We start from the raw sequence: 17871 nt of genomic DNA, 5'->3' as shown, positions 1-17871 counted from the left end.
CGATGCCGGGCGACGAGCTGCGCTATGTCTGGTTCTTCACCCATGCCGGCGGTACCTTCCTGCTGCTGGGATCGCGGGCCGGCTGGGCGACGCTCGCCGTCACCGCGACCATCGTCGTGGCGTCGCGCATCGCCGGCCTCCTCGTGCTGTCGGACAACGCGCTGCCGACGTTCTGCTTCGGTCTCGTCGCCATCGGCGCCCTGTACCAGTGCTACAATGTTCGCACGGCCGCTTTCCTGCGACGGATCGAGCTCGGCCGCAAACAGCTGGAATATGCCGCCGCGCATGACGGCCTGACCGGCCTGCTCAACCGGCCGGCCTTCATCGCGCGCGGCCATGGCGTGTTGGCGGCGGCAGAGACCGGGATGCAGCCGGTGTCCCTGCTGTTCATCGACGTCGACCGTTTCAAGGCTATCAACGACCGTCATGGCCACAAGGGCGGAGACGACACCCTGGTCGCCGTCGCGTCGGCGATCGCGAGCGCCGTTCGCGCTGACGACGTGGTGGCCCGGATCGGCGGCGAGGAGATCGTCGTGCTGTTGCCGGACACCGACGCGGCCGACGCCTTCGCCATGGCCGAGCATCTGCGCGCGACGGTCGAAGCTGCGCGTCCGGTGGTCGCGGGTCAAATGCTGAACGTGACGGCGAGCATCGGCTGGGCGACGATCGGCCCGTCAGCCTATTCGATCGAGACGCTGCTGGCGGAGGCCGACGAGGCGATGTACCGGGCCAAGCAATCCGGCCGCAACCGCGTCGAGCCGCGCCCGACGACGGGCGGCCTGGTGGATCTGGTCAGGCGGAGCCGCGGGCTCAGTGATGCGCCGGGGCTGCAGCCGGCCGACGACGAGGTTCGCGATCACAGGACCGCGGTGTCGAGCTGAGATCGAGCGTTACTTGTCGAGTGATTGTAGAGATGCTGAAGAGCGAACCTCGCTGCCGAATGCGAAGTCAAAGCGCATAGGCCGACTGCTGCTGAGGAGCCCGACCGCTCCCACATCGTCATGGCCGGGACAAGCCCGGGCATCACGAGTTTCCTGACTGACAGCTCTCTGCGCCGCGGTGTCTGTGATCGCAGGAAGTGATGATCCCGATGGCTCACCGCTTCTTCCACCCGCCGCGCTTCCCCGGCGCGCCGCCGGTCGAGCGCGGGGCTGGGCCGAATTCCGGGCCGGACTCGCGGGAGTTGGTCGGCTGGATGATCTTGCTGCTGCCGCCGAAGGGTTTTGGTGGGAGCTTGGCGTTGGGGCGGTAGGGCAGGGATTCCGGGCCGTGCATTTCGTCGAGGTGGGGTTTGTGGACTTTGGAGGTGGAGGGAGTCCCCGTGGGGCGCCCCTCACTCCGACCCTCTCCCCGTGAAGAACGGGGAGAGGGGGAAGAGGCACCACCCGTGATGTCATCAAGAGAGGGCGCCAGCGGGTCGCGCTCGCGCGACTTCGAGCCGCCTCGCGCGCCGCCGCGGCCCTTCATCGCTGTGGTCGGCAAATTGGCGGCGGCGCCGTATTGCTTGGTGCCGGCGTAGGCGCCGGCCTTGTCCTGGACGGTGCGCTGCTTGGCGGTGGGGTCGTCGACGACGGCGAGTTCGGTGGCGCGCAGGCGCTTGACCTCGTCGCGGAGGCGGGCGGCCTCTTCGAAGTTCAGATCGGCGGCGGCCTCGCGCATGCGGGTTTCGAGATCGGCCAGCACGGCCTTGAAATTGTGCCCGATCGAGATGATGTCGTCGGTGGTGGTGCCGCCGCCGGTCTCGATCAGCACATGATCGCGCTCGTAGACCGAGTTGAGGATGTCGCCGATCGACTTCTTCACGCTCTCCGGCGTGATGCCATGGGCGGTGTTGTACTCGACCTGCTTCTCGCGGCGGCGCGTGGTCTCGGCCATCGCGCGCTCCATCGAGCCGGTGACCTGGTCGGCATAGAGGATCACCTTGCCGTCGACGTTGCGGGCGGCGCGGCCGATGGTCTGGATCAGTGACGTCTCGCTGCGCAGAAAGCCTTCCTTGTCGGCGTCGAGGATCGCGACCAGCGCGCATTCGGGAATGTCGAGGCCCTCGCGCAGCAGGTTGATGCCGACCAGCGCGTCGAACGCGCCAAGCCTGAGATCCCTGATGATCTCGATGCGCTCGATGGTGTCGATGTCGCTGTGCATGTAGCGGACGCGGATGCCCTGCTCGTGCAGATATTCGGTGAGGTCCTCGGCCATGCGCTTGGTCAGCACGGTGATCAGCGAGCGATAGCCCTTCTGCGCCGTGGCGCGGACTTCGCCGAGGAGATCATCGACCTGGGTGCGGGCCGGGCGGATGTCGACCGGCGGATCGATCAGGCCGGTGGGACGGATGACCTGCTCGACGAACACGCCGCCGGCCTCGTTGAGCTCCCAGCCGCTCGGGGTCGCCGACACCGCGACCGTCTGCGGCCGCATCATGTCCCATTCCTCGAAGCGCAGCGGGCGGTTGTCCATGCAGGACGGCAGGCGGAAGCCGTATTCGGCCAAGGTCGCCTTGCGGCGGAAGTCGCCGCGGAACATGCCGCCGATCTGCGGGATGGTGACGTGGCTCTCGTCGGCGAACACCAGCGCGTTGTCGGGGACGTATTCGAACAGGGTCGGCGGCGGCTCGCCTGGGCGGCGTCCGGTCAAATAGCGCGAGTAGTTCTCGATGCCGGCGCAGCTGCCGGTCGCTTCCATCATCTCGATGTCGAACGTCGTGCGCTGCTCCAGCCGCTGCGCCTCGAGCAGCCGGCCCTGAGCATGCAACTGGTCGAGCCGTATCTTCAGCTCATGCTTGATCGACTTCATCGCCTGCACCAGGGTCGGGCGCGGCGTGACGTAGTGCGAATTGGCGTAGACCTTGATGAACTCCAGCTCGTCCTGCTTGTGGCCGGTGAGCGGGTCGAATTCCTCGATGTTTTCAACGGTGTCGCCGAACAAATTCACGCGCCAGGCGCGGTCCTCATAGTGCGCCGGGAAGATGTCGATGACGTCGCCGCGCACACGGAAGGTGCCGCGGGTGAAATCATGTTGCGTGCGCTTGTATTGCAGGGCGACGAGGTCGGCAATCAGCTGGCGCTGGTCGATGCGCTCCCCCTTCTTCAGCGCGAAGGTCATCGCGGTGTAGGTCTCGACCGAGCCGATACCGTAGATGCAGGACACCGAGGCAACGATGATGACGTCGTCGCGCTCCAAGAGCGCGCGCGTTGCCGAATGGCGCATCCGGTCGATCTGCTCGTTGATCGAGGAATCCTTCTCGATATAGGTGTCAGTGCGCGGGACGTAGGCTTCGGGCTGGTAGTAGTCGTAATAGGAGACGAAGTACTCGACCGCGTTGTCCGGGAAGAAGCTCTTGAACTCGCCGTAGAGCTGGGCCGCCAAGGTCTTGTTCGGCGCCAGGATCAGGGCCGGGCGCTGTGTCGCCTCGATCACCTTGGCCATGGTGTAGGTCTTGCCCGAGCCGGTGACGCCGAGCAGCACCTGGGTGCGGTCGTTACGGTCGATGCCCTCGACCAGCTCCTTGATCGCCTGCGGCTGATCGCCCTTGGGCTCATAGGCCGACTTGATCTCAAAGCGGACACCGCCTTCCGATTTCTCCGGGCGCGGCGGCCGGTGCGGAGTCCAGACCTTAAGCGCGCCGTCGTTGGTGCGAAACTCCGGTCGGCCTTCGCGAATCAGCGCCTCCAGCGCCTCGGCCGTCGCCTTGACGCCGAGCGCCTCCATCTTGCTGCGCGGCGGCCGCGCCAGCGCTTCGTCGTCGTCCTCCGCCGTGGGCAGGCCGAGCTGCCGCGCCAGTTCGGGATCGAGCGTCGGAATGGTGGCCGCCGTGCCGTAGTTGGCTTGCGGCGCTTCGGCAAAGCCGGTTGCTCCCTCGCCGGGCGCGCGTGAGTCGCGCGATTCGTCGGCGTGCGGCGAACCCGTCGCGACATCAGCGCTCTTGTCGCGCGTGGACGCGCGCGCGCGATGGGCGGCTGCTTCGCCGCCGCTGCGGCGGTCCCACGAATTGTCGGGCGGTGGTTTCAATCCGGTTGAAGAACCGATTCCGCTCTCGCCCCGGTTGATAGCTGGATTGAGCAGCTCGGCGAGTGCCGGCGCGATCGGCTGAACATCGGGCCGGTGCGCTTTGGATTTCGGTGTTCGGCCGGGCTTCTTGGGGGTCTCAGGGGTCTTCGCCATGGCCCGAATATGGGACCGAACGCGCCGACATGAAAGACTGATTGCTCATCGGCCGACAGCTTGCTGACAGCATGCTGGCAGCAGCGATGACCTGGACAATCGATTGCAGGAGGTGATCCGCGCGGCGGAAACAGGTTCCGCTGCGACTGATCAGTGTCGGGTCGGGGGCTCGACGATGTCGAGATGAACGCCCTCGCAGACGACACACTGCAGGGCCCAATACTCGGAACCGGCACGCCCGTTGATGACGCTCAGGATGCTCAGTTCCGCATCGCAGTCCGGGCATCGCGTCCGAACCGAATAAGTGAGGTGTCTGACGGCAGGCTCAGCCATGAATTGCAGTCCGCATTACGAATACATTTGGCAGTCGAATGATGGATGAATGCTCGTATCGGATAGATCACCTCTCGATGGTTTCACTCTCCGAGATTGTCCCGGACTGCGCTATCCGTCGTTTCCCGGGGTTCGGTCGATATCCTGCAATGGCTGCAAATTCGCCGCACTATGACCATCGCTCGCGGAACCGATCGATGTGGTTCTTGGCATCGGCGATGGCTTTCTCTGCATCACACCATGCAAAGCCGACTTCAACTGAAGGAAACGAAACACCATTGATCACCACCGGAGTCCTGTCCGCGCGGCGAATCCGCGCGTGCCACAAGCCTCGACCTGCTTCGAAGGGCTCGATGGCGAAATCGTCGTAAACATACGTCATGGCACGATCCAGGATGTCCGGATCGCAATGACAGCATCAGTTACGTCTGCGGAAATGTGAACAGGTTCACAGCGCGGGATCTTTTTTTGTTGTATCGCGTCGCTGTGAGTTCCCGGTCGCGGACCGCGCCGCTGCGCGCATGACCCAGCGCCGGAATGCCGCGAAATCGCGCTGGCCCGCCTGAAAGCTGCGGTAGACCAAATACCATCGCTCGCCTTTGGGGACGGTCAAAGCAAACGGCGCAACCAATCGTCCTGCGGCGAGGTCGTCGTCGATATAGGGGCGGATGCCCATCGCGACGCCGAGCCCGTCGATCGCCGCCTGAAGGGCATGGCCATAATATTCGAACTCGGTGCCGCGCGCGGTGACGCGGGTGATCCCGGCCGCCTTCAACCAGAGCGACCAGTCCTCGGCGGCATGCGACACCCGCAGCAGGCTCGGTCCCTTCAGGTCGCTCGGGCGTTTCAGGGTGGCCGCGAGTCGCGGCGTGCACACCGGCACGAGGTCCGCAGCGAACAGCGGCTCGGCGACGAGGCCCGGCCAGGCGCCGTCGCCGAGCCTGATGCCGCAACTCCAATCGTCGCCGAACGGCACGGCCGCGCCGCCGGTGGTGATGCGGACCTCGATGTCGGGCTCCTCCTTGCTGAAATCGGCGAGCCGGGGGATCAGCCATTTCATTGCGAAGGTCGGGCCGACGCCGAGCGTCAGCACGCGCATCGACGACGGCGCCATGATCTGCGCGGTCAGGCTCGACAGCGCATCGAAGATCGGCGTCAGCCCGCTCTGATAGGCGCGGCCGGCCGCCGTCAGCGCCAGCCGGTTGGCCTTGCGCTCGAACAGCACCACGCCGAGGCGCTGCTCGAGCAGGTTGACCATGCGGCTGATCGCGGCGGCGGAGACGTTCAGCTCGGTCCCGGCCGCGGCGAAGCTGCCGGTGCGCGCCGCCGCCTCGAATGCCTTGATGCCGTTCAGGAACAGAAGCCGCCGCATGTCAGCCCTCAGGAAAACTGATGGAGGGCAAGATAACCCGGTTTGTGCCGGCGCGGCTAGTACGTCATCCTGCTGCGCGAACGAGACCGGCCGTGAAGCCCGTTCTGATTGCAGCGCTTAAATTGCTGATGGTCACGACGGCGTTCCTGTTCGGCATGGCCGGCTGGCTGATGCTGATCGCGCGGAGCCCGGTGGCGGCGGAGTGAGGCTGAGATGAGCGCAGATCCCCTGGTGCTGGATTTCGTCGAATGGGTTGCGCGCGCGCCGCGCAGCCATGCCGAGGTGATCGACAGCTGGCGGACCAGCTGTCCGCGCCTGACGGTGTGGGAGGATGCCGCCGATCTCGGCTACGTCGCGCGGCAGGCGGTCGCCGGGGCGGGCCTCTGCATCGTCGTCACGGATGCCGGCGCGCAGCTGCTGCGCGACAACGGCCGTGCCGTGGGGTAGAAATCCATCCATCAACTGGAGGATCGACCGGGCATGGCACTGAAGCTGTTCGAACTCGTTGGCCGCGATGCGGGGCGCCCGTTCAGCCCATTCTGCTGGCGCACGCGCATGGCGCTGGCGCACAAGGGCCTGAGCGTCGAGTCCGTGCCCTGGCGCTTCACCGAGAAGAGCGCGATCGCGGCGCACGGATCGGAAAAGGTGCCGGTGATGCTCGACGGCGATCGGGCCATGGCCGATTCCTGGACCATCGCGAACTATCTCGAGGACAGCTATCCGGACCGGCCGTCGCTGTTCGGCGGCGCCGGCGGCCGCGCGATGGCCCGCTTCATGAATGCCTGGGGCGACATCGCCGTCGTCGGCGGCATCTTTCCGCTGATCATCGCCGACATCCCGACCAACCTCGCCGCCGAGGACGCCGCCTATTTCCGCGCCTCGCGCGAGGCGCGGTTCGGCAAGAGCCTCGAGGAGATCATGGCCACGCGTGACCAGGCCGTGATCGGCTTCCGCAAGTCGCTGGAGCCGCTGCGCCAGACCTTCAAGACGCAACCCTTCATCGGCGGCGACGCGCCAGACTATGCCGACTACATCGTTTTCGGCGGCTTCCAATGGGCGCGCGTGGTCAGCCCGTTCAGGCTGCTGGAAGAGAGCGACAGCGTCTACGCCTGGCGCGAGCGGCTGCTCGACGCGTTCGACGCGCTGGCGCGCAAGTCGCCGGCCCATCCAGTCTGATCACGGCGACGGCACCGGCTGCAGGTGCAGTCCGAGCATCTCGCGCACGGCGTCGAGATGCGGCAGCACGGCCACGCATCTGTCGCGCGACTGCGCGGTCGGCGGCACGATGTCCGGAACCATCAGCGTGATCGCGCCGGCCGCATGGGCGGCGGCGACGCCGGGATTGGAATCCTCGATCGCGACACAGGCTGGCGCGCGGGTCCTCAGCCGTTCCGCGGCGAGCAGATAGAGGTCGGGATGCGGCTTGGCGCGGCTGACATCGTCGCGGGTCAGGACCGCGTCGAAGCGGTGATCGATGCGCGCGAGGCGGAGATGCTCCGCCGCCGTGCTGCGCGACGACGCGGTGACGACGGCCTTCGGCAGCCCGGCCGCCTCGATCGCATCGAGCAGCGCGATCACGCCGCGCTTCAGCGGCATGCCCGCCTGCAGGATCTCGACGGTCTTGGCAGCAAACAGGCGGTTGACCTCGACCAGCGGGAAATCGTCGCCGAAACGATCGCGCAGCGTCTTCTCGTTGTCAGGCCCGGGAATGCCGATCATGGCATGGCACAGCTCGGTGACGCCGTCGGTGTAGCCGAGCGTGTTCAGCGCTGCGATGGACGCTTCGAGATAGACCTTCTCGGTATCGAGCAGCGTGCCGTCCATGTCGATCAGGACGGCCTCCACATGCCAACGCGTCATCGCGTCGGCTCCGCCTCGGCGGCCAGACGTGTCAGGCAGTTGACGCACAGGCAATCCTTGAAGCCGCTCTGACCCGCCTTGGGCAGCGGCAGCCGCGCCTGTTCCGCGAAGCACCAGCAGGAACCGCCGGGATCGCAGCTGAACGAGGTACCACAGGACTCGCAAACGAGCTGTCGCGCGGTAACGTTTGCTAAACGCTTTGTAACCTTCGGAACCACGTCCGGCCCGTCCTTTTCACGTCCGGTTCATCTGCTGGGCCAACTATAATGCGCAGCAATACCGGACGCCAGCGCGTCGCCGTCGAACCCCGCGACGATGGCGACGCACTCATGCTGGTGCAGACGACGAGGACGAGGCATGGCGCGTGATCCGCAGGCAGCTCTGGTGGCGCTGAACCGCTTCGGCTTCGGCGCGCGCGGCGGCGCGTCCGGCGATCTCGTCAACGCGGCGTCGGATCCGCGCGGCTTCGTCAAGGCCGAACTCAGCCGCCCCACCGGCGCGCTGCTCGAGGTGCCGGGCCTGCAAGGCACTCCTGCACTTGCGGAGGCGGTGTTTGCCTATCAAGACGAGGTGAAGCGGGCGCGCGAAGCGGCGGCAAAGTCGGAGCCGCCGCCCGAGCAGCCCGGCCAGACGCGCGGCCTGTCGATGACTACCGCCGACGCGCCGACACCGGCGCCGTCTGCAACCCCGACCCCCAGCATGACACCAGCGGCAGGCGAGGCGGCGCCTGCGATGCAGCCGATACCGGCCAAGCCTCCGCAGCAGCCGCTCAACGTCGTGCAGAAGACGTTCCGCGCCGAAGCGCTGGCGCGCCTGCAGCGCACAGTGCTCGCCGATTGCGGCGTCACCGAACGGCTGGTGGCGTTCTGGTCGAACCATTTCTGCATCTCCGCGGGCAAGGGCGAGCTGGCGCGGATGTGGGCCGGCGCGTTCGAGCGCGAGGCGATCCGGCCGCATCTGCTCGGCCGCTTCGCCGACATGCTCAAGGCTGTCGAGCAGCATCCGGCGATGCTGTTCTTTCTGGACAATCAGGAATCGCTCGGGCCGGACTCGCGCGCCGGCCAGAACCGCAAGCGTGGCCTCAACGAGAATCTCGCGCGCGAGATCATGGAGCTGCATACGCTCGGCGTCGGCGGCGGCTATACGCAGGACGACGTGACGTCGCTGGCGCGCATCATCACCGGTTGGAGCTTTGCCGGCCGCAATGCCCGCAACGGCGCCCCAGGCAGCTTCGTGTTCAATGCCAACGCGCATCAGCCGGGATCGCAGACGCTGCTCGGCAAGATCTATCAGGACGATGGCCTCGCGCAGGGCGAGGCGGCGCTCGCCGACATCGCGCGCCATCCGTCGACGGCGAAATTCATCGCCACCAAGCTGGTCCGCCATTTCGTCGCCGACGATCCGCCGCCTGCGCTCGTGGCCAGGCTCGAGGCCGTGTTCAAGAAGACCGACGGCGATCTCAAGGCGGTCACGCTGGCGCTGGTCGATGCCGACGAAGCCTGGTCCGCGCCGCTGACCAAGATCCGCTCGCCCTATGAGTTCCTGATGGCCGGCGGCCGTCTGTTGGCGCGCGTGCCCGAGGATCCCGGCTTCTATCTCAACTCGCTCAACGCGCTCGGCCAGCCGCTATGGTCGCCGGCCGGGCCGAACGGCTTTGCCGACAGCAATGCGATGTGGGCCGCGCCGGAAGGCATGAAGCTGCGGCTCGACATCTCCGCGCAGCTCGCCTCGCGCCTCGGCAACAATCTCGATCCGCGCGAACTGCTCGATCTCGTCGCCGGCGACGCGGCCTCGACCGAGACGCGGCGCACGATCGAACGTGCGGAATCGCGCCAGCAGGCGCTGGCGCTGCTGCTGATGTCGCCGGAATTCCAGAGGAGATGATGATGCAGCGGATCATGACCTCGCGGCGTCAGCTGCTGCTGGCAGGCGCATCCTTCGCCGCCTGGGCCTATGTGCCGAAATTCGCCCGTGCCGCCGATCAGCGCGATCCGCGGCTGATCGTCGTCATCCTGCGCGGCGCGCTCGACGGGCTCGCCACCGTCGCGCCGATCGGCGATCCCGACTATGCCGGACTGCATGGCGTGATCGCGCTGGCATCCGACGGCGCGCATCCGGCGTTGCCGCTGGACTCGTTCTTTGCGCTACATCCGTCGATGCCGGAATTCGCGCGCATGTACCGCGACAAGCAAGCGGCGGTGATCCATGCGGTCGCGACGCCGTATCGCGAGCGCTCGCATTTCGACGGCCAGGACGTGCTCGAAAGCGGCTTTGCTGGCCCCGGCCGCGTGCAGTCCGGCTGGCTCAATCGCGCGCTGGAAGCCCTGCCGCGCGGCCCCCGCGTCTCCAGTGCGCTCGCCGTTGGACCGACCGCGCCGCTGGTGCTGCGCGGCTCAGCGCCCACCGTCGGCTGGGCGCCCGTGACCCTGCCGCAGGCCGATGACGACACCGCGATGCGGCTGGTCGATCTCTATGCGCATCGTGATCCCGCACTCGCGTCGGCCCTGTTGCAAGGGTTGAAGCTGGAGAAGGTCGCCTTTGGCGACGACATTAAGCCGAAGCCCGGCGGCAATCAGATTGCGGCGATGCGCCAGGTCGCGCGTGGTGCCGCGAAGCTGATGGCGGCCGATGACGGTCCCCGCATCGCCGCGCTGGCCTTCGACGGCTGGGATACGCACGCCAATGAAGGCGGTGCGGTCGGGCGGCTCGCACAATTGCTGTCGGGGCTCGACGGCGCGCTCGCCGAATTCGAGAGCGGGCTCGGTGCGCGCTGGCGCGATACGGTGGTGGTGGTCGCAACCGAGTTCGGCCGCACCGCGCGGATCAACGGCACGCAGGGCACCGATCACGGCACCGGCACGATCGCGCTGCTGGCCGGCGGCGCCGTGAAGGGCGGCCGCGTCATCGCCGATTGGCCGACGCTGAAGATGGCGAGCCTCTATCAGGGCCGCGATCTCGCGCCGACCACCGATCTGCGCGCGGTGTTCAAGGGCGTGCTCAACGATCATCTCGGTGTGAGCGAGCGTGCGCTCGGCGACAGCGTGTTTCCGGAGAGCGCGGCCGTGAAGCCGATCAAGGGGCTGGTGGCGTAAGTCCCGCCTGCGGCGCTTCGCTCACGGCCGCCTTCGATCGTGCCAGACATCGATCGTGAAAGACATCGATCGCGCATGACAGCGCCGCATCGGCCGCGCGGTCGTGAGGCGCATTGCGGCGTGAAGTCTGCTATTCCTGGACCTGCGGCACATCATCCAGGAGACCACCATGTTCATCGCCATGAATCGTTTTCGCGTCGCCAAGGGCTCGGAAGCCGCCTTCGAGCAGGTCTGGCTGTCGCGCGACAGCCATCTCGACAAGGTGCCCGGCTTCGTCGAGTTTCATCTGTTGAAGGGGCCGGAGGCCGAAGACCACACGCTCTACGCCTCGCACACCATCTGGGCCTCGAAGACCGCCTTCGAGGACTGGACCAAGTCCGAAGCCTTCCGCATGGCCCACAAGGGCGCCGGCGATAACAAGCCGCTCTATCTCGGCCCCCCGCAATTCGAAGGCTTCGAGGTAAGGCAGACGGTGGGTGGGAAGAAGTAGCTCGCCACGCTCGGAGAAGGGCATTCTGTTTCGACACGGATGGTACTAACCTCTCCCCGCCTTCTGCGGGGAGAGGTCGGATTGCGCAGCAATCCGGGTGAGGGGCATGGCACACACTGAGCCCGGATCTCAGGTCCATCGGACTCGCATCGGCGCCGTTGCCGTACTCGCTGTTCTATTCTGATAGAATTAGTCCTTGCAGATCGTCTGCATCTCCCGTGCCGCTGCCCCTCACCCCGGCCCTCTCCCCGTGAAGAACGGGGAGAGGGGGGCGCAGCGCCGATTGGGGCGGCAGTTCGCTTGGAAATGTCCAGCAATCGCTTTCACAAAAAAAAACGGCCCCGGTCAGAGACGGCGTCTGACGGGGACCGCTGAAACGCGTGATCGGTGACGGGGGGTGATCAGGCGCTGGAGAGGAGACTAGGCTCGCTGCGTGACGGCTGCGTGACAGTTGTTCGCGCTACAACGCTTTCCGGTAAACGATGAAGCCGGAGCGTTCGGCGAGCTTGTCGTAGAGCGCCCGCGCCGTCGTGTTGGTCTCGTGGGTCTGCCAGTAGACCCGCGGCGCGCCGGCCTGCCGGGCTTCGGCGTAGACCGCCTCGATCAGCGCGCGCCCGACGCCCTTGCCGCGGGCGGCTTCGCTCGTGAACAGGTCGTTGAGATAGCACAGCGGCGCGATCGTGGTGGTGGCGCGGTGATACAGATAGTGGGCAAGGCCGATCAGTTCGCTGCCGCTCTCGGCGACGAGCGCGTGCACCGGCTCAGCGGGATCGAAGAAGCGCTCCCAGGTGACGGCGGTGATCTCGGCCGGCAGCGCGGTCGGACCCGAGCGGCCGTAGAAGGCATTGTAGCCGTCCCACAGCGGCAGCCAGCTCTGATAGTCCGCGCGCGCCATGGGACGCACCGTGAGTGCTTGATGCATGAGGACTTCACCCGCTGTTGGCCGTTAACGGGTTGTCGATACGCGGAGAACGGCTGACGATCAATCCGTGACCGGCACCGCCGGATCCGGCGCCGGAGGCCTCACCCTCGCGGCTTGGATCGTTCGACCTTCCTCGGTCAGCGGCGACAGCGAAAGTTCGCCGCGCCGCTCGATGATGACAAGCAGTGACGCCGCCAGCAGGATCGCGAGTGCCAGAGTCACGGCAACGATTACGACCGTTGATTTCATCGCCATTTGGAGCGCGAGACAATCATCGCCTGTTGTCGCGAAAACCGCGAAGGGTTGTCAAAATGGCTTCCTGCTAAGCGGGGATCGACATGAGCGTGCGGATCGAGATCATGGCGAGGCTGACGCTGACGCCGAGCGACAGCGTGCCGACGGCAATGCTCGCGGCGACGACGCTGGTCAGGCGCGGCGGGAGCGTGAGTGTCGCGGTGTCGTGAAAGCCTTCGCTGGCGCGCGACGGCTCGTCAGAGCGTCCCGGCAGGAGCGACCACGTGCGGTCTCGGACGCAAGAGACCTTCGGAACGGAAGCACGACGCCACCCGTACATTAGTCGAATCCCTTACCTGTACATCGGCGAGCGAATCACTCGCAGAGGTAAATTCTGCAGTAATGACAGGCAGGATTGCGGCGGGGGCGGGCTGAAAACGGCGAAAGGATGGCGTTGAAGGTATCTGTTCCCGCCTGGACGTGTATTTTCTCCGCGCTTCTACGGGCGGCCGGTAGTCTTACGGGCCGCGTCCTAACCGTAATCTGCAGCGATTCCGGCCGAATCGATCAGGGCCGGCTGCCAGTCCATCGCGACGAATCCCGGTGTCTGTTCGACCCGGCGCAGCCAGCTGCGGATCCTGGGGAAGGTCGAGAGATCGAAGTCGCAGCGGTCCGCGACATGCGTGTAGCCGTAAAGCGCGATGTCGGCGACGGTGAGCTGCCGCGCGGCGAAGTAGTCGTTGCTCTTGAGATGGTTCTCCATCACCTGCAGCGCCGCGTAGCCGCGCTCCATCCAGTCTTCCAGCGCATGGGTCTGCAGGTCGCGTCCGCCTTTCACCAGCAGCAGCCAGAAATAGGCGGCACCGATGTTGGGCTCCAGCGCGTGCTGTTCGAAGAACATCCACTGCAGCGCTTCGGCGCGCTCGATGCGTGACTCCGGCACCAGCGGCGTGCCGCCGGCGACATACCAGAGGATCGCGTTTGACTCGGCGATGAAACGATCCTCACCGACCTCCAGCAGCGGCACCTGGCCGCTCGGATTCTTCGCGAGGAAGTCCGGCGTGCGGCTCTCACCGCGCAGGATGTCGATCTCGATCGCCTGATAAGGCGCGTTCAGGAGCGCGAGCGCAAGGCGGACCTTGTAGCTGTTGCCTGATCGCTGCATCGAATAGAGCTTGTACATCCGGCCATGTCGAGTTGGAGGAATCATCCGCGGCGCAGAATCACGCGACGGGACGCCAGATCGTCCCGCAATGCGGCCAGACAATGATGCCGATGGGCGCGGGCTGCAAGAGCCGATGGATGGAAAAAGTCGAAAAGCACTACTGCAGTGCACGCGCGCGCAACAACTTTCCATCAACTTCGAGCAATCGAGATCACGCTTGTGCGATACGCGCGTGTTCTCCGCCGATCTCGGTGGCCCGATCGGTAGAAGCGCGGCGCAGCGTCAGCGCAAACAGCCCGATCAGCGCGATCAGTCCGAGTGGAATCGTGGTGAGCCCCGCGATGCTGCGCGACAGCAGCGGTACGATCCACGCCGCTGCCAGCAGGCTGATCTCATAATCGCGGAAGCCGTGCGCGAGGCCATGCCGGACGAAGAACACGATCGCAACCGAGATGACCATGAGATCGTAGTCGAGCACGTAAGGGGTCGCCAGCAGGCTCGCGCTCGCCAGCGCCGACGCCTTGAGATCGATTGCAGAGTCGCTCTGCCACAGCCAGGCGAGACCGGCTGCGAGCGACAGCGCGAGCACGCCCTGCACGGCGTAGGCGGTGCGGATATCGGCTCCCCAGTGACGCGCGGCTGAAAACGCCGACTGGATCTTTTCCCAGCCGGTGCCGCCTTGTTCGAGAACGACGTTCTGTGTGAAGCTCATCGACTGGAAGAAGGCATGCCAGACGTCGCTGCCGAGCACGGCGAAGCTGATCGCGACCAGGGCCGCGACCGTGGCAGCTGCGGCCGCGATCGTCGGCCATCGCGCGCCCGCGACCAGGGCTATCGGGATGAGCACGCCGAATTGCGGCTTGTAGGCAAGGAGCCCGATCAGGATGCCGGCCAGCCACGGTCTGCGATCGATCAGCAGCAGCGCGCCGCCGAGCAGCGCCGCGGTGAAGAATGCGTTCTGGCCGTGGCCGATGTTGACGAACACGGCTGGAAACGCTGCGGCGACGAGCAGCGTCTCGGGACGCGGCAGGATTGCGCGCATCACGGCGAGATAGGCGATCAGGCTCGACACCACCCACAGCGCCAGCCCGCCCGCATAGGGCAGCAGTGCGGTGATCGCGGCGATGGCGAAGAAGAACGGCGGATAGTGCCAGCCGAAAAATGGCACGTCGCGGCCGTCGAACACGGCCTTCTCCATCGCGTGCTGCAGCGGCGGGTCGTAGGCGTCGGCCGCCTGGCCCTGAAGGGTCAATACGCCTGCCGCATACACGTTCGAGAAATCGGTGCCGAGCGGCTTGCCGTTGCGGTCGATCAGGCCATCGGACAGCGCGATCCAGCCGGCAATCGCGGCCACTGTGACGGCGAGCAGGATCCAGCTGTAGGACTTGATCCGCGCGACCGTGAGCCAGTCGCCGGATCGCAGGGCGCACGCGAGAGTGGTCATTTCGGCCTGAAAATCGGGACAATCGTGGGCCCACGCTAGCGGGGCGGCTTTAACGTTCCCTAAAGTCTTGGGAGCCATGTGCCCAAGCTTCTTGCGATGCAGCGCGCGGGGCCTTACAAATGGGCGTTTCCCTGACATGAACGGTCGTGGCCCGAAACCGGGTGATCCACGACGCCTGCATAGGAGCTGATGATGTCCTTTCTCGCCGCTGCGCTCGACCGTGTGAAGCCGTCCGCGACCATCGCGGTCACGGATAAAGCGCGCGTCCTCAAAGCGGCGGGCCGCAACGTCATCGGTCTCGGCGCTGGCGAGCCGGATTTCGACACGCCCGACAACATCAAGCAGGCCGCGATCAAGGCGATCCAGGACGGCAAGACCAAGTACACCGCGGTCGACGGCATTCCCGAGCTGAAGGAAGCCATCATCGGCAAGTTCCAGCGCGAGAACGGCCTGACCTACAAGCCGAACCAGGTGATCGTCGGCGTCGGCGGCAAGCAGGTGCTCTACAATGCGCTGATGGCGACCATCAATCCCGGCGACCAGGTGATCATCCCGGCGCCGTATTGGGTCAGCTATCCGGAGATGGTGGCGCTCGCCGGCGGCGAGCCGGTGCCGGTGGTCTGCACCGCCGCCCACGGCTTCAAGCTGCAGCCGGAGGCGCTTGAGAAGGCGATTACGCCGAAGACCAAGTGGCTGATCCTGTGCTCGCCGTCGAATCCGACCGGTGCGGCCTACACCAAGGCGGAGCTGAAGGCGCTCACCGAGGTGCTGGTCAAGCATCCGCATGTCTGGATCATGACCGACGACATGTATGAGCATCTGGTCTATGACGACTTCGTCTTCACCACGCCCGCGCAGGTCGAGCCGTCGCTGTTCGACCGCACGCTGACCGTGAACGGCGTCTCCAAGGCTTATTGCATGACCGGCTGGCGCATCGGCTATGCCGGCGGTCCGGCGCAGCTGATCAAGGCGATGGCGACGATCCAGTCGCAGTCGACCTCGAACCCGTGCTCGATCGCGCAGTGGGCAGCGGTGGAAGCTCTCAACGGTCCGCAGAACTTCATCCCAGCGAACAATAAGGTGTTCAAGGAGCGCCGTGACCTCGTGGTCTCGATGCTGAACCAGGCCAATGGCATCGAATGCCCGCGGCCAGAGGGGGCGTTCTACGTCTATCCGTCCTGCGCCGGCACGATTGGCAAGACCGCGCCGTCGGGCAAGGTGATCGACAATGACGAGTCGTTCGTCACCGAGCTGTTGGAGACCGAGGGCGTGGCCGTCGTGCACGGCTCGGCGTTCGGCCTCGGCCCGGCGTTCCGCATCTCCTATGCGACCAAGACCTCGGATCTCGAGGATGCCTGCAAGCGCATCCAGCGCTTCTGCGGTAATCTGAGGTAATTGGGCAACAACCCGCCCGAATTTCGGTCGGTCAATTTCCACTCGGGAAAGCGCCATGTTTTGAACATGGCGCTTTCCTTTTGTCCGGACCAAGTTGCGTTGCGTAAGGTTGGAGTTCGATGCGGCTGCTTGTGCTGTCGATCGTGGCGATGGTGATGATCGTGCCGCTCGCGCAGGCCCATCAGGGCCGGCCGATGCGAGCGGGGGTTCTGGAGTGCGAGGGGCACCGGACGACCGGCAGGCTCGTGATGTCGCAGGCCCGTCTGCGTTGCGTCTTCCGTAGCCAGGGTCGCGCGCCGGAGCGTTATGTCGCCCGTGTTCGCCGCTATGGGCTCGATCTCGGCCTGACCGATCAGACCAGGATGGCGTGGGCGGTCTACGCGCCCGTGAATGATTTCGGTCGCAGCGAGCTGCGCGGACGCTACGGCGGATTGTCCGCCAACGCCGCAGCGCTGATCGGCTTCGGCGGCAGCTTCCTGGTGCGCGACAATGATCGCGCCACTCAGCTGCAGCCGATCAGTCTGCAGGGGCAGACCGGCATGAACATCGCCGCTGGCATCACCGAGGTCGAGCTGGTGCCGCTGCTGCCGATTCATCCGAGTCCGAGCCAACCCTCGTCCTACTTCTCACGCTACTATCGCTGAGCACGACGCCAACGCCTCGCAGCGGCGACGCTGGATCAGAAGTGGTTCGTTCAGCCAGATGAACGGCGTGTCGCTTCTGGTGCGGCTGTAAGCCTTGTGGCATAGATGTGATCGCCCGTGATCGTCAGTTCGATCGACGGGGATGCATCACACCTTCATTTCAGCCGGAGTTTATTCATGCGCTCGATCATCCTCGCCGGGCTCACTGCTGCGGTCCTCTGCATCGCCGGCGCTGCCGAGGCGCAGAATCGCGTGCGGGTCGGTGTCCTCGAATGCCGCGGCGGCGCCAGTGTCGGCTTCATCGTCGGCTCGGTCACGCATCTCGGCTGCGTGCTGCGCGCCGATGGCATTCCCGAGGACCGCTACGTCGCGACCATCCGCAAGGTCGGGCTCGACATCGGCATCACCCAGGAATCGCTGCTGGCCTGGGTGGTCTATGCGCCGGTCGCCCGCCTCGGGGCGGGCGATCTCTCCGGCGACTATGCCGGCGCGCAGGGCTCGGCGTCGGTCGGCGTCGGCCTTGGCGGCAATGTCCTGGTCGGCGGCTCGGCCAACTCGATCGCGCTGCAGCCGCTGAGCGTGCAGGGGCAGGTCGGCCTTGCCGTCTCGGCCGGACTCGAGAGCCTCGAATTGCGTCCGGGGCGCTGATCTTCCCTTTGCCGTGAACACGCGCTCTTCCTCTTCCCGCAATTGTGCGGGAAGAGTGACGGCCTCCTTGCACTGCAGCAACGTTTTTCGCTGACCGCCTGCTTGCCAAAGCAG

At 65.9% G+C, this 17871-nt stretch carries 19 protein-coding genes; 10 read left to right on the top strand and 9 right to left on the bottom strand.

Annotated features, from left to right (window positions below; genetic code table 11):
* Nucleotides 1–2 precede the first annotated feature (2 nt).
* Nucleotides 3–881, top strand: coding sequence for a GGDEF domain-containing protein (locus ACQR1I_RS25885; RefSeq protein WP_434869448.1), 879 nt, complete (start codon nt 3–5; stop codon nt 879–881).
* 214 nt (nt 882–1095) lie between these two features.
* On the opposite strand, the gene uvrB is transcribed toward ACQR1I_RS25885, so the two are convergent.
* From uvrB to ACQR1I_RS25870, 3 genes are all read right to left on the bottom strand, one after another.
* Complete coding sequence (gene uvrB, locus ACQR1I_RS25880) at nt 1096–4158, bottom strand: excinuclease ABC subunit UvrB (protein WP_434869449.1); 3063 nt, start codon at nt 4156–4158, stop codon at nt 1096–1098.
* Between the two features lie 502 nt (nt 4159–4660).
* On the bottom strand, nt 4661–4873 hold the full coding sequence (locus tag ACQR1I_RS25875; RefSeq protein WP_434869450.1) for a hypothetical protein: 213 nt from the start codon (nt 4871–4873) through the stop codon (nt 4661–4663).
* Between the two features lie 66 nt (nt 4874–4939).
* A complete protein-coding gene (locus ACQR1I_RS25870) occupies nt 4940–5863 on the bottom strand; it encodes a LysR substrate-binding domain-containing protein (RefSeq protein WP_434869451.1) in 924 nt (307 codons plus the stop codon).
* 213 nt (nt 5864–6076) lie between these two features.
* Here ACQR1I_RS25870 and ACQR1I_RS25865 point away from each other — a divergent pair, with 213 nt between their 5' ends.
* Both ACQR1I_RS25865 and ACQR1I_RS25860 read left to right on the top strand, forming a co-directional pair.
* Entirely contained in the window at nt 6077–6310 is a 234-nt protein-coding gene (locus tag ACQR1I_RS25865) for a hypothetical protein (protein WP_434869452.1), read from the top strand.
* A gap of 33 nt (nt 6311–6343) precedes the next feature.
* Nucleotides 6344–7039: a glutathione S-transferase family protein gene (locus tag ACQR1I_RS25860; RefSeq protein ID WP_434869453.1), complete on the top strand. Its 696-nt coding sequence runs from the start codon at nt 6344–6346 to the stop codon at nt 7037–7039.
* Here the strand turns inward: ACQR1I_RS25860 and ACQR1I_RS25855 are convergent, their stop codons facing one another.
* Nucleotides 7040–7723, bottom strand: coding sequence for an HAD family hydrolase (locus ACQR1I_RS25855; protein WP_434869454.1), 684 nt, complete (start codon nt 7721–7723; stop codon nt 7040–7042).
* Entirely contained in the window at nt 7720–7941 is a 222-nt protein-coding gene (locus ACQR1I_RS25850; RefSeq protein WP_434869455.1) for a cysteine-rich CWC family protein, read from the bottom strand. Before ACQR1I_RS25850 ends, ACQR1I_RS25855 begins: the two co-directional genes overlap by 4 nt.
* A 139-nt stretch (nt 7942–8080) precedes the next feature.
* Between ACQR1I_RS25850 and ACQR1I_RS25845 the strand changes: the two genes are divergently transcribed.
* From ACQR1I_RS25845 to ACQR1I_RS25835, 3 genes are all read left to right on the top strand, one after another.
* Entirely contained in the window at nt 8081–9607 is a 1527-nt protein-coding gene (locus ACQR1I_RS25845) for a DUF1800 family protein (RefSeq protein ID WP_434869456.1), read from the top strand.
* On the top strand, nt 9604–10815 hold the full coding sequence (locus ACQR1I_RS25840; RefSeq protein ID WP_434869457.1) for a DUF1501 domain-containing protein: 1212 nt from the start codon (nt 9604–9606) through the stop codon (nt 10813–10815). Before ACQR1I_RS25845 ends, ACQR1I_RS25840 begins: the two co-directional genes overlap by 4 nt.
* A 169-nt stretch (nt 10816–10984) precedes the next feature.
* Nucleotides 10985–11305, top strand: a complete 321-nt coding sequence (locus ACQR1I_RS25835) for an antibiotic biosynthesis monooxygenase family protein (RefSeq protein WP_009026294.1) — start codon at nt 10985–10987, stop codon at nt 11303–11305.
* A 460-nt stretch (nt 11306–11765) separates the two neighbouring features.
* Here ACQR1I_RS25835 and ACQR1I_RS25830 read toward each other — a convergent pair whose 3' ends face one another.
* Together ACQR1I_RS25830 and ACQR1I_RS25825 are read right to left on the bottom strand one after the other, a co-directional pair.
* Nucleotides 11766–12227: a GNAT family N-acetyltransferase gene (locus ACQR1I_RS25830; RefSeq protein WP_434869458.1), complete on the bottom strand. Its 462-nt coding sequence runs from the start codon at nt 12225–12227 to the stop codon at nt 11766–11768.
* A gap of 60 nt (nt 12228–12287) precedes the next feature.
* A complete protein-coding gene (locus tag ACQR1I_RS25825) occupies nt 12288–12482 on the bottom strand; it encodes a hypothetical protein (RefSeq protein WP_434869459.1) in 195 nt (64 codons plus the stop codon).
* An 83-nt stretch (nt 12483–12565) separates the two neighbouring features.
* Between ACQR1I_RS25825 and ACQR1I_RS25820 the strand changes: the two genes are divergently transcribed.
* The gene (locus ACQR1I_RS25820) at nt 12566–12691 is read left to right on the top strand and encodes a hypothetical protein (protein WP_434869460.1); all 126 of its coding nucleotides are present in this window, start codon (nt 12566–12568) and stop codon (nt 12689–12691) included.
* A gap of 302 nt (nt 12692–12993) precedes the next feature.
* Here the strand turns inward: ACQR1I_RS25820 and ACQR1I_RS25815 are convergent, their stop codons facing one another.
* Both ACQR1I_RS25815 and ACQR1I_RS25810 read right to left on the bottom strand, forming a co-directional pair.
* Nucleotides 12994–13644, bottom strand: coding sequence for a glutathione S-transferase family protein (locus ACQR1I_RS25815; protein WP_434869461.1), 651 nt, complete (start codon nt 13642–13644; stop codon nt 12994–12996).
* Nucleotides 13645–13837: 193 nt separating this feature from the next.
* Nucleotides 13838–15070 carry a glycosyltransferase family 87 protein gene (locus ACQR1I_RS25810; protein WP_434869462.1) on the bottom strand — a complete coding sequence of 411 codons (1233 nt, stop codon included), beginning with the start codon at nt 15068–15070 and terminating at the stop codon, nt 13838–13840.
* 192 nt (nt 15071–15262) lie between these two features.
* On the opposite strand from ACQR1I_RS25810, the gene ACQR1I_RS25805 reads away from it, so the two are divergent.
* The 3 genes from ACQR1I_RS25805 to ACQR1I_RS25795 all read left to right on the top strand — a co-directional run bounded on the left by ACQR1I_RS25805 (nt 15263) and on the right by ACQR1I_RS25795 (nt 17757).
* Nucleotides 15263–16465, top strand: coding sequence for a pyridoxal phosphate-dependent aminotransferase (locus ACQR1I_RS25805; RefSeq protein ID WP_434869463.1), 1203 nt, complete (start codon nt 15263–15265; stop codon nt 16463–16465).
* Between the two features lie 119 nt (nt 16466–16584).
* Entirely contained in the window at nt 16585–17109 is a 525-nt protein-coding gene (locus tag ACQR1I_RS25800; RefSeq protein WP_434869464.1) for a DUF992 domain-containing protein, read from the top strand.
* 177 nt (nt 17110–17286) lie between these two features.
* Nucleotides 17287–17757: a DUF992 domain-containing protein gene (locus ACQR1I_RS25795; protein WP_434869465.1), complete on the top strand. Its 471-nt coding sequence runs from the start codon at nt 17287–17289 to the stop codon at nt 17755–17757.
* The last annotated feature ends 114 nt before the right edge of the window (nt 17758–17871 follow it).

The organism is Bradyrhizobium sp. HKCCYLS2038, from assembly GCF_051167655.1.
Taxonomy (GTDB): Bacteria; Pseudomonadota; Alphaproteobacteria; order Rhizobiales; family Xanthobacteraceae; genus Bradyrhizobium.
The sequence above is the reverse complement of the archived record's forward strand: the minus strand, read 5'-3'. Positions and strand labels throughout refer to the sequence as shown.

Excerpts from the sequence above, each read along its gene's own strand:
- ACQR1I_RS25885 (WP_434869448.1), top strand. The coding sequence starts at position 3 with ATGCCGGGCGACGAGCTGCGCTATGTCTGGTTCTTCACCCATGCCGGC.
- uvrB (WP_434869449.1), bottom strand. The coding sequence starts at position 4,158 with ATGGCGAAGACCCCTGAGACCCCCAAGAAGCCCGGCCGAACACCGAAA.
- ACQR1I_RS25875 (WP_434869450.1), bottom strand. The coding sequence starts at position 4,873 with ATGACGTATGTTTACGACGATTTCGCCATCGAGCCCTTCGAAGCAGGT.
- ACQR1I_RS25870 (WP_434869451.1), bottom strand. The coding sequence starts at position 5,863 with ATGCGGCGGCTTCTGTTCCTGAACGGCATCAAGGCATTCGAGGCGGCG.
- ACQR1I_RS25865 (WP_434869452.1), top strand. The coding sequence starts at position 6,077 with ATGAGCGCAGATCCCCTGGTGCTGGATTTCGTCGAATGGGTTGCGCGC.
- ACQR1I_RS25860 (WP_434869453.1), top strand. The coding sequence starts at position 6,344 with ATGGCACTGAAGCTGTTCGAACTCGTTGGCCGCGATGCGGGGCGCCCG.
- ACQR1I_RS25855 (WP_434869454.1), bottom strand. The coding sequence starts at position 7,723 with ATGACGCGTTGGCATGTGGAGGCCGTCCTGATCGACATGGACGGCACG.
- ACQR1I_RS25845 (WP_434869456.1), top strand. The coding sequence starts at position 8,081 with ATGGCGCGTGATCCGCAGGCAGCTCTGGTGGCGCTGAACCGCTTCGGC.
- ACQR1I_RS25840 (WP_434869457.1), top strand. The coding sequence starts at position 9,604 with ATGATGATGCAGCGGATCATGACCTCGCGGCGTCAGCTGCTGCTGGCA.
- ACQR1I_RS25835 (WP_009026294.1), top strand. The coding sequence starts at position 10,985 with ATGTTCATCGCCATGAATCGTTTTCGCGTCGCCAAGGGCTCGGAAGCC.
- ACQR1I_RS25830 (WP_434869458.1), bottom strand. The coding sequence starts at position 12,227 with ATGCATCAAGCACTCACGGTGCGTCCCATGGCGCGCGCGGACTATCAG.
- ACQR1I_RS25825 (WP_434869459.1), bottom strand. The coding sequence starts at position 12,482 with ATGGCGATGAAATCAACGGTCGTAATCGTTGCCGTGACTCTGGCACTC.
- ACQR1I_RS25820 (WP_434869460.1), top strand. The coding sequence starts at position 12,566 with ATGAGCGTGCGGATCGAGATCATGGCGAGGCTGACGCTGACGCCGAGC.
- ACQR1I_RS25815 (WP_434869461.1), bottom strand. The coding sequence starts at position 13,644 with ATGTACAAGCTCTATTCGATGCAGCGATCAGGCAACAGCTACAAGGTC.
- ACQR1I_RS25810 (WP_434869462.1), bottom strand. The coding sequence starts at position 15,070 with ATGACCACTCTCGCGTGCGCCCTGCGATCCGGCGACTGGCTCACGGTC.
- ACQR1I_RS25805 (WP_434869463.1), top strand. The coding sequence starts at position 15,263 with ATGTCCTTTCTCGCCGCTGCGCTCGACCGTGTGAAGCCGTCCGCGACC.
- ACQR1I_RS25800 (WP_434869464.1), top strand. The coding sequence starts at position 16,585 with ATGCGGCTGCTTGTGCTGTCGATCGTGGCGATGGTGATGATCGTGCCG.
- ACQR1I_RS25795 (WP_434869465.1), top strand. The coding sequence starts at position 17,287 with ATGCGCTCGATCATCCTCGCCGGGCTCACTGCTGCGGTCCTCTGCATC.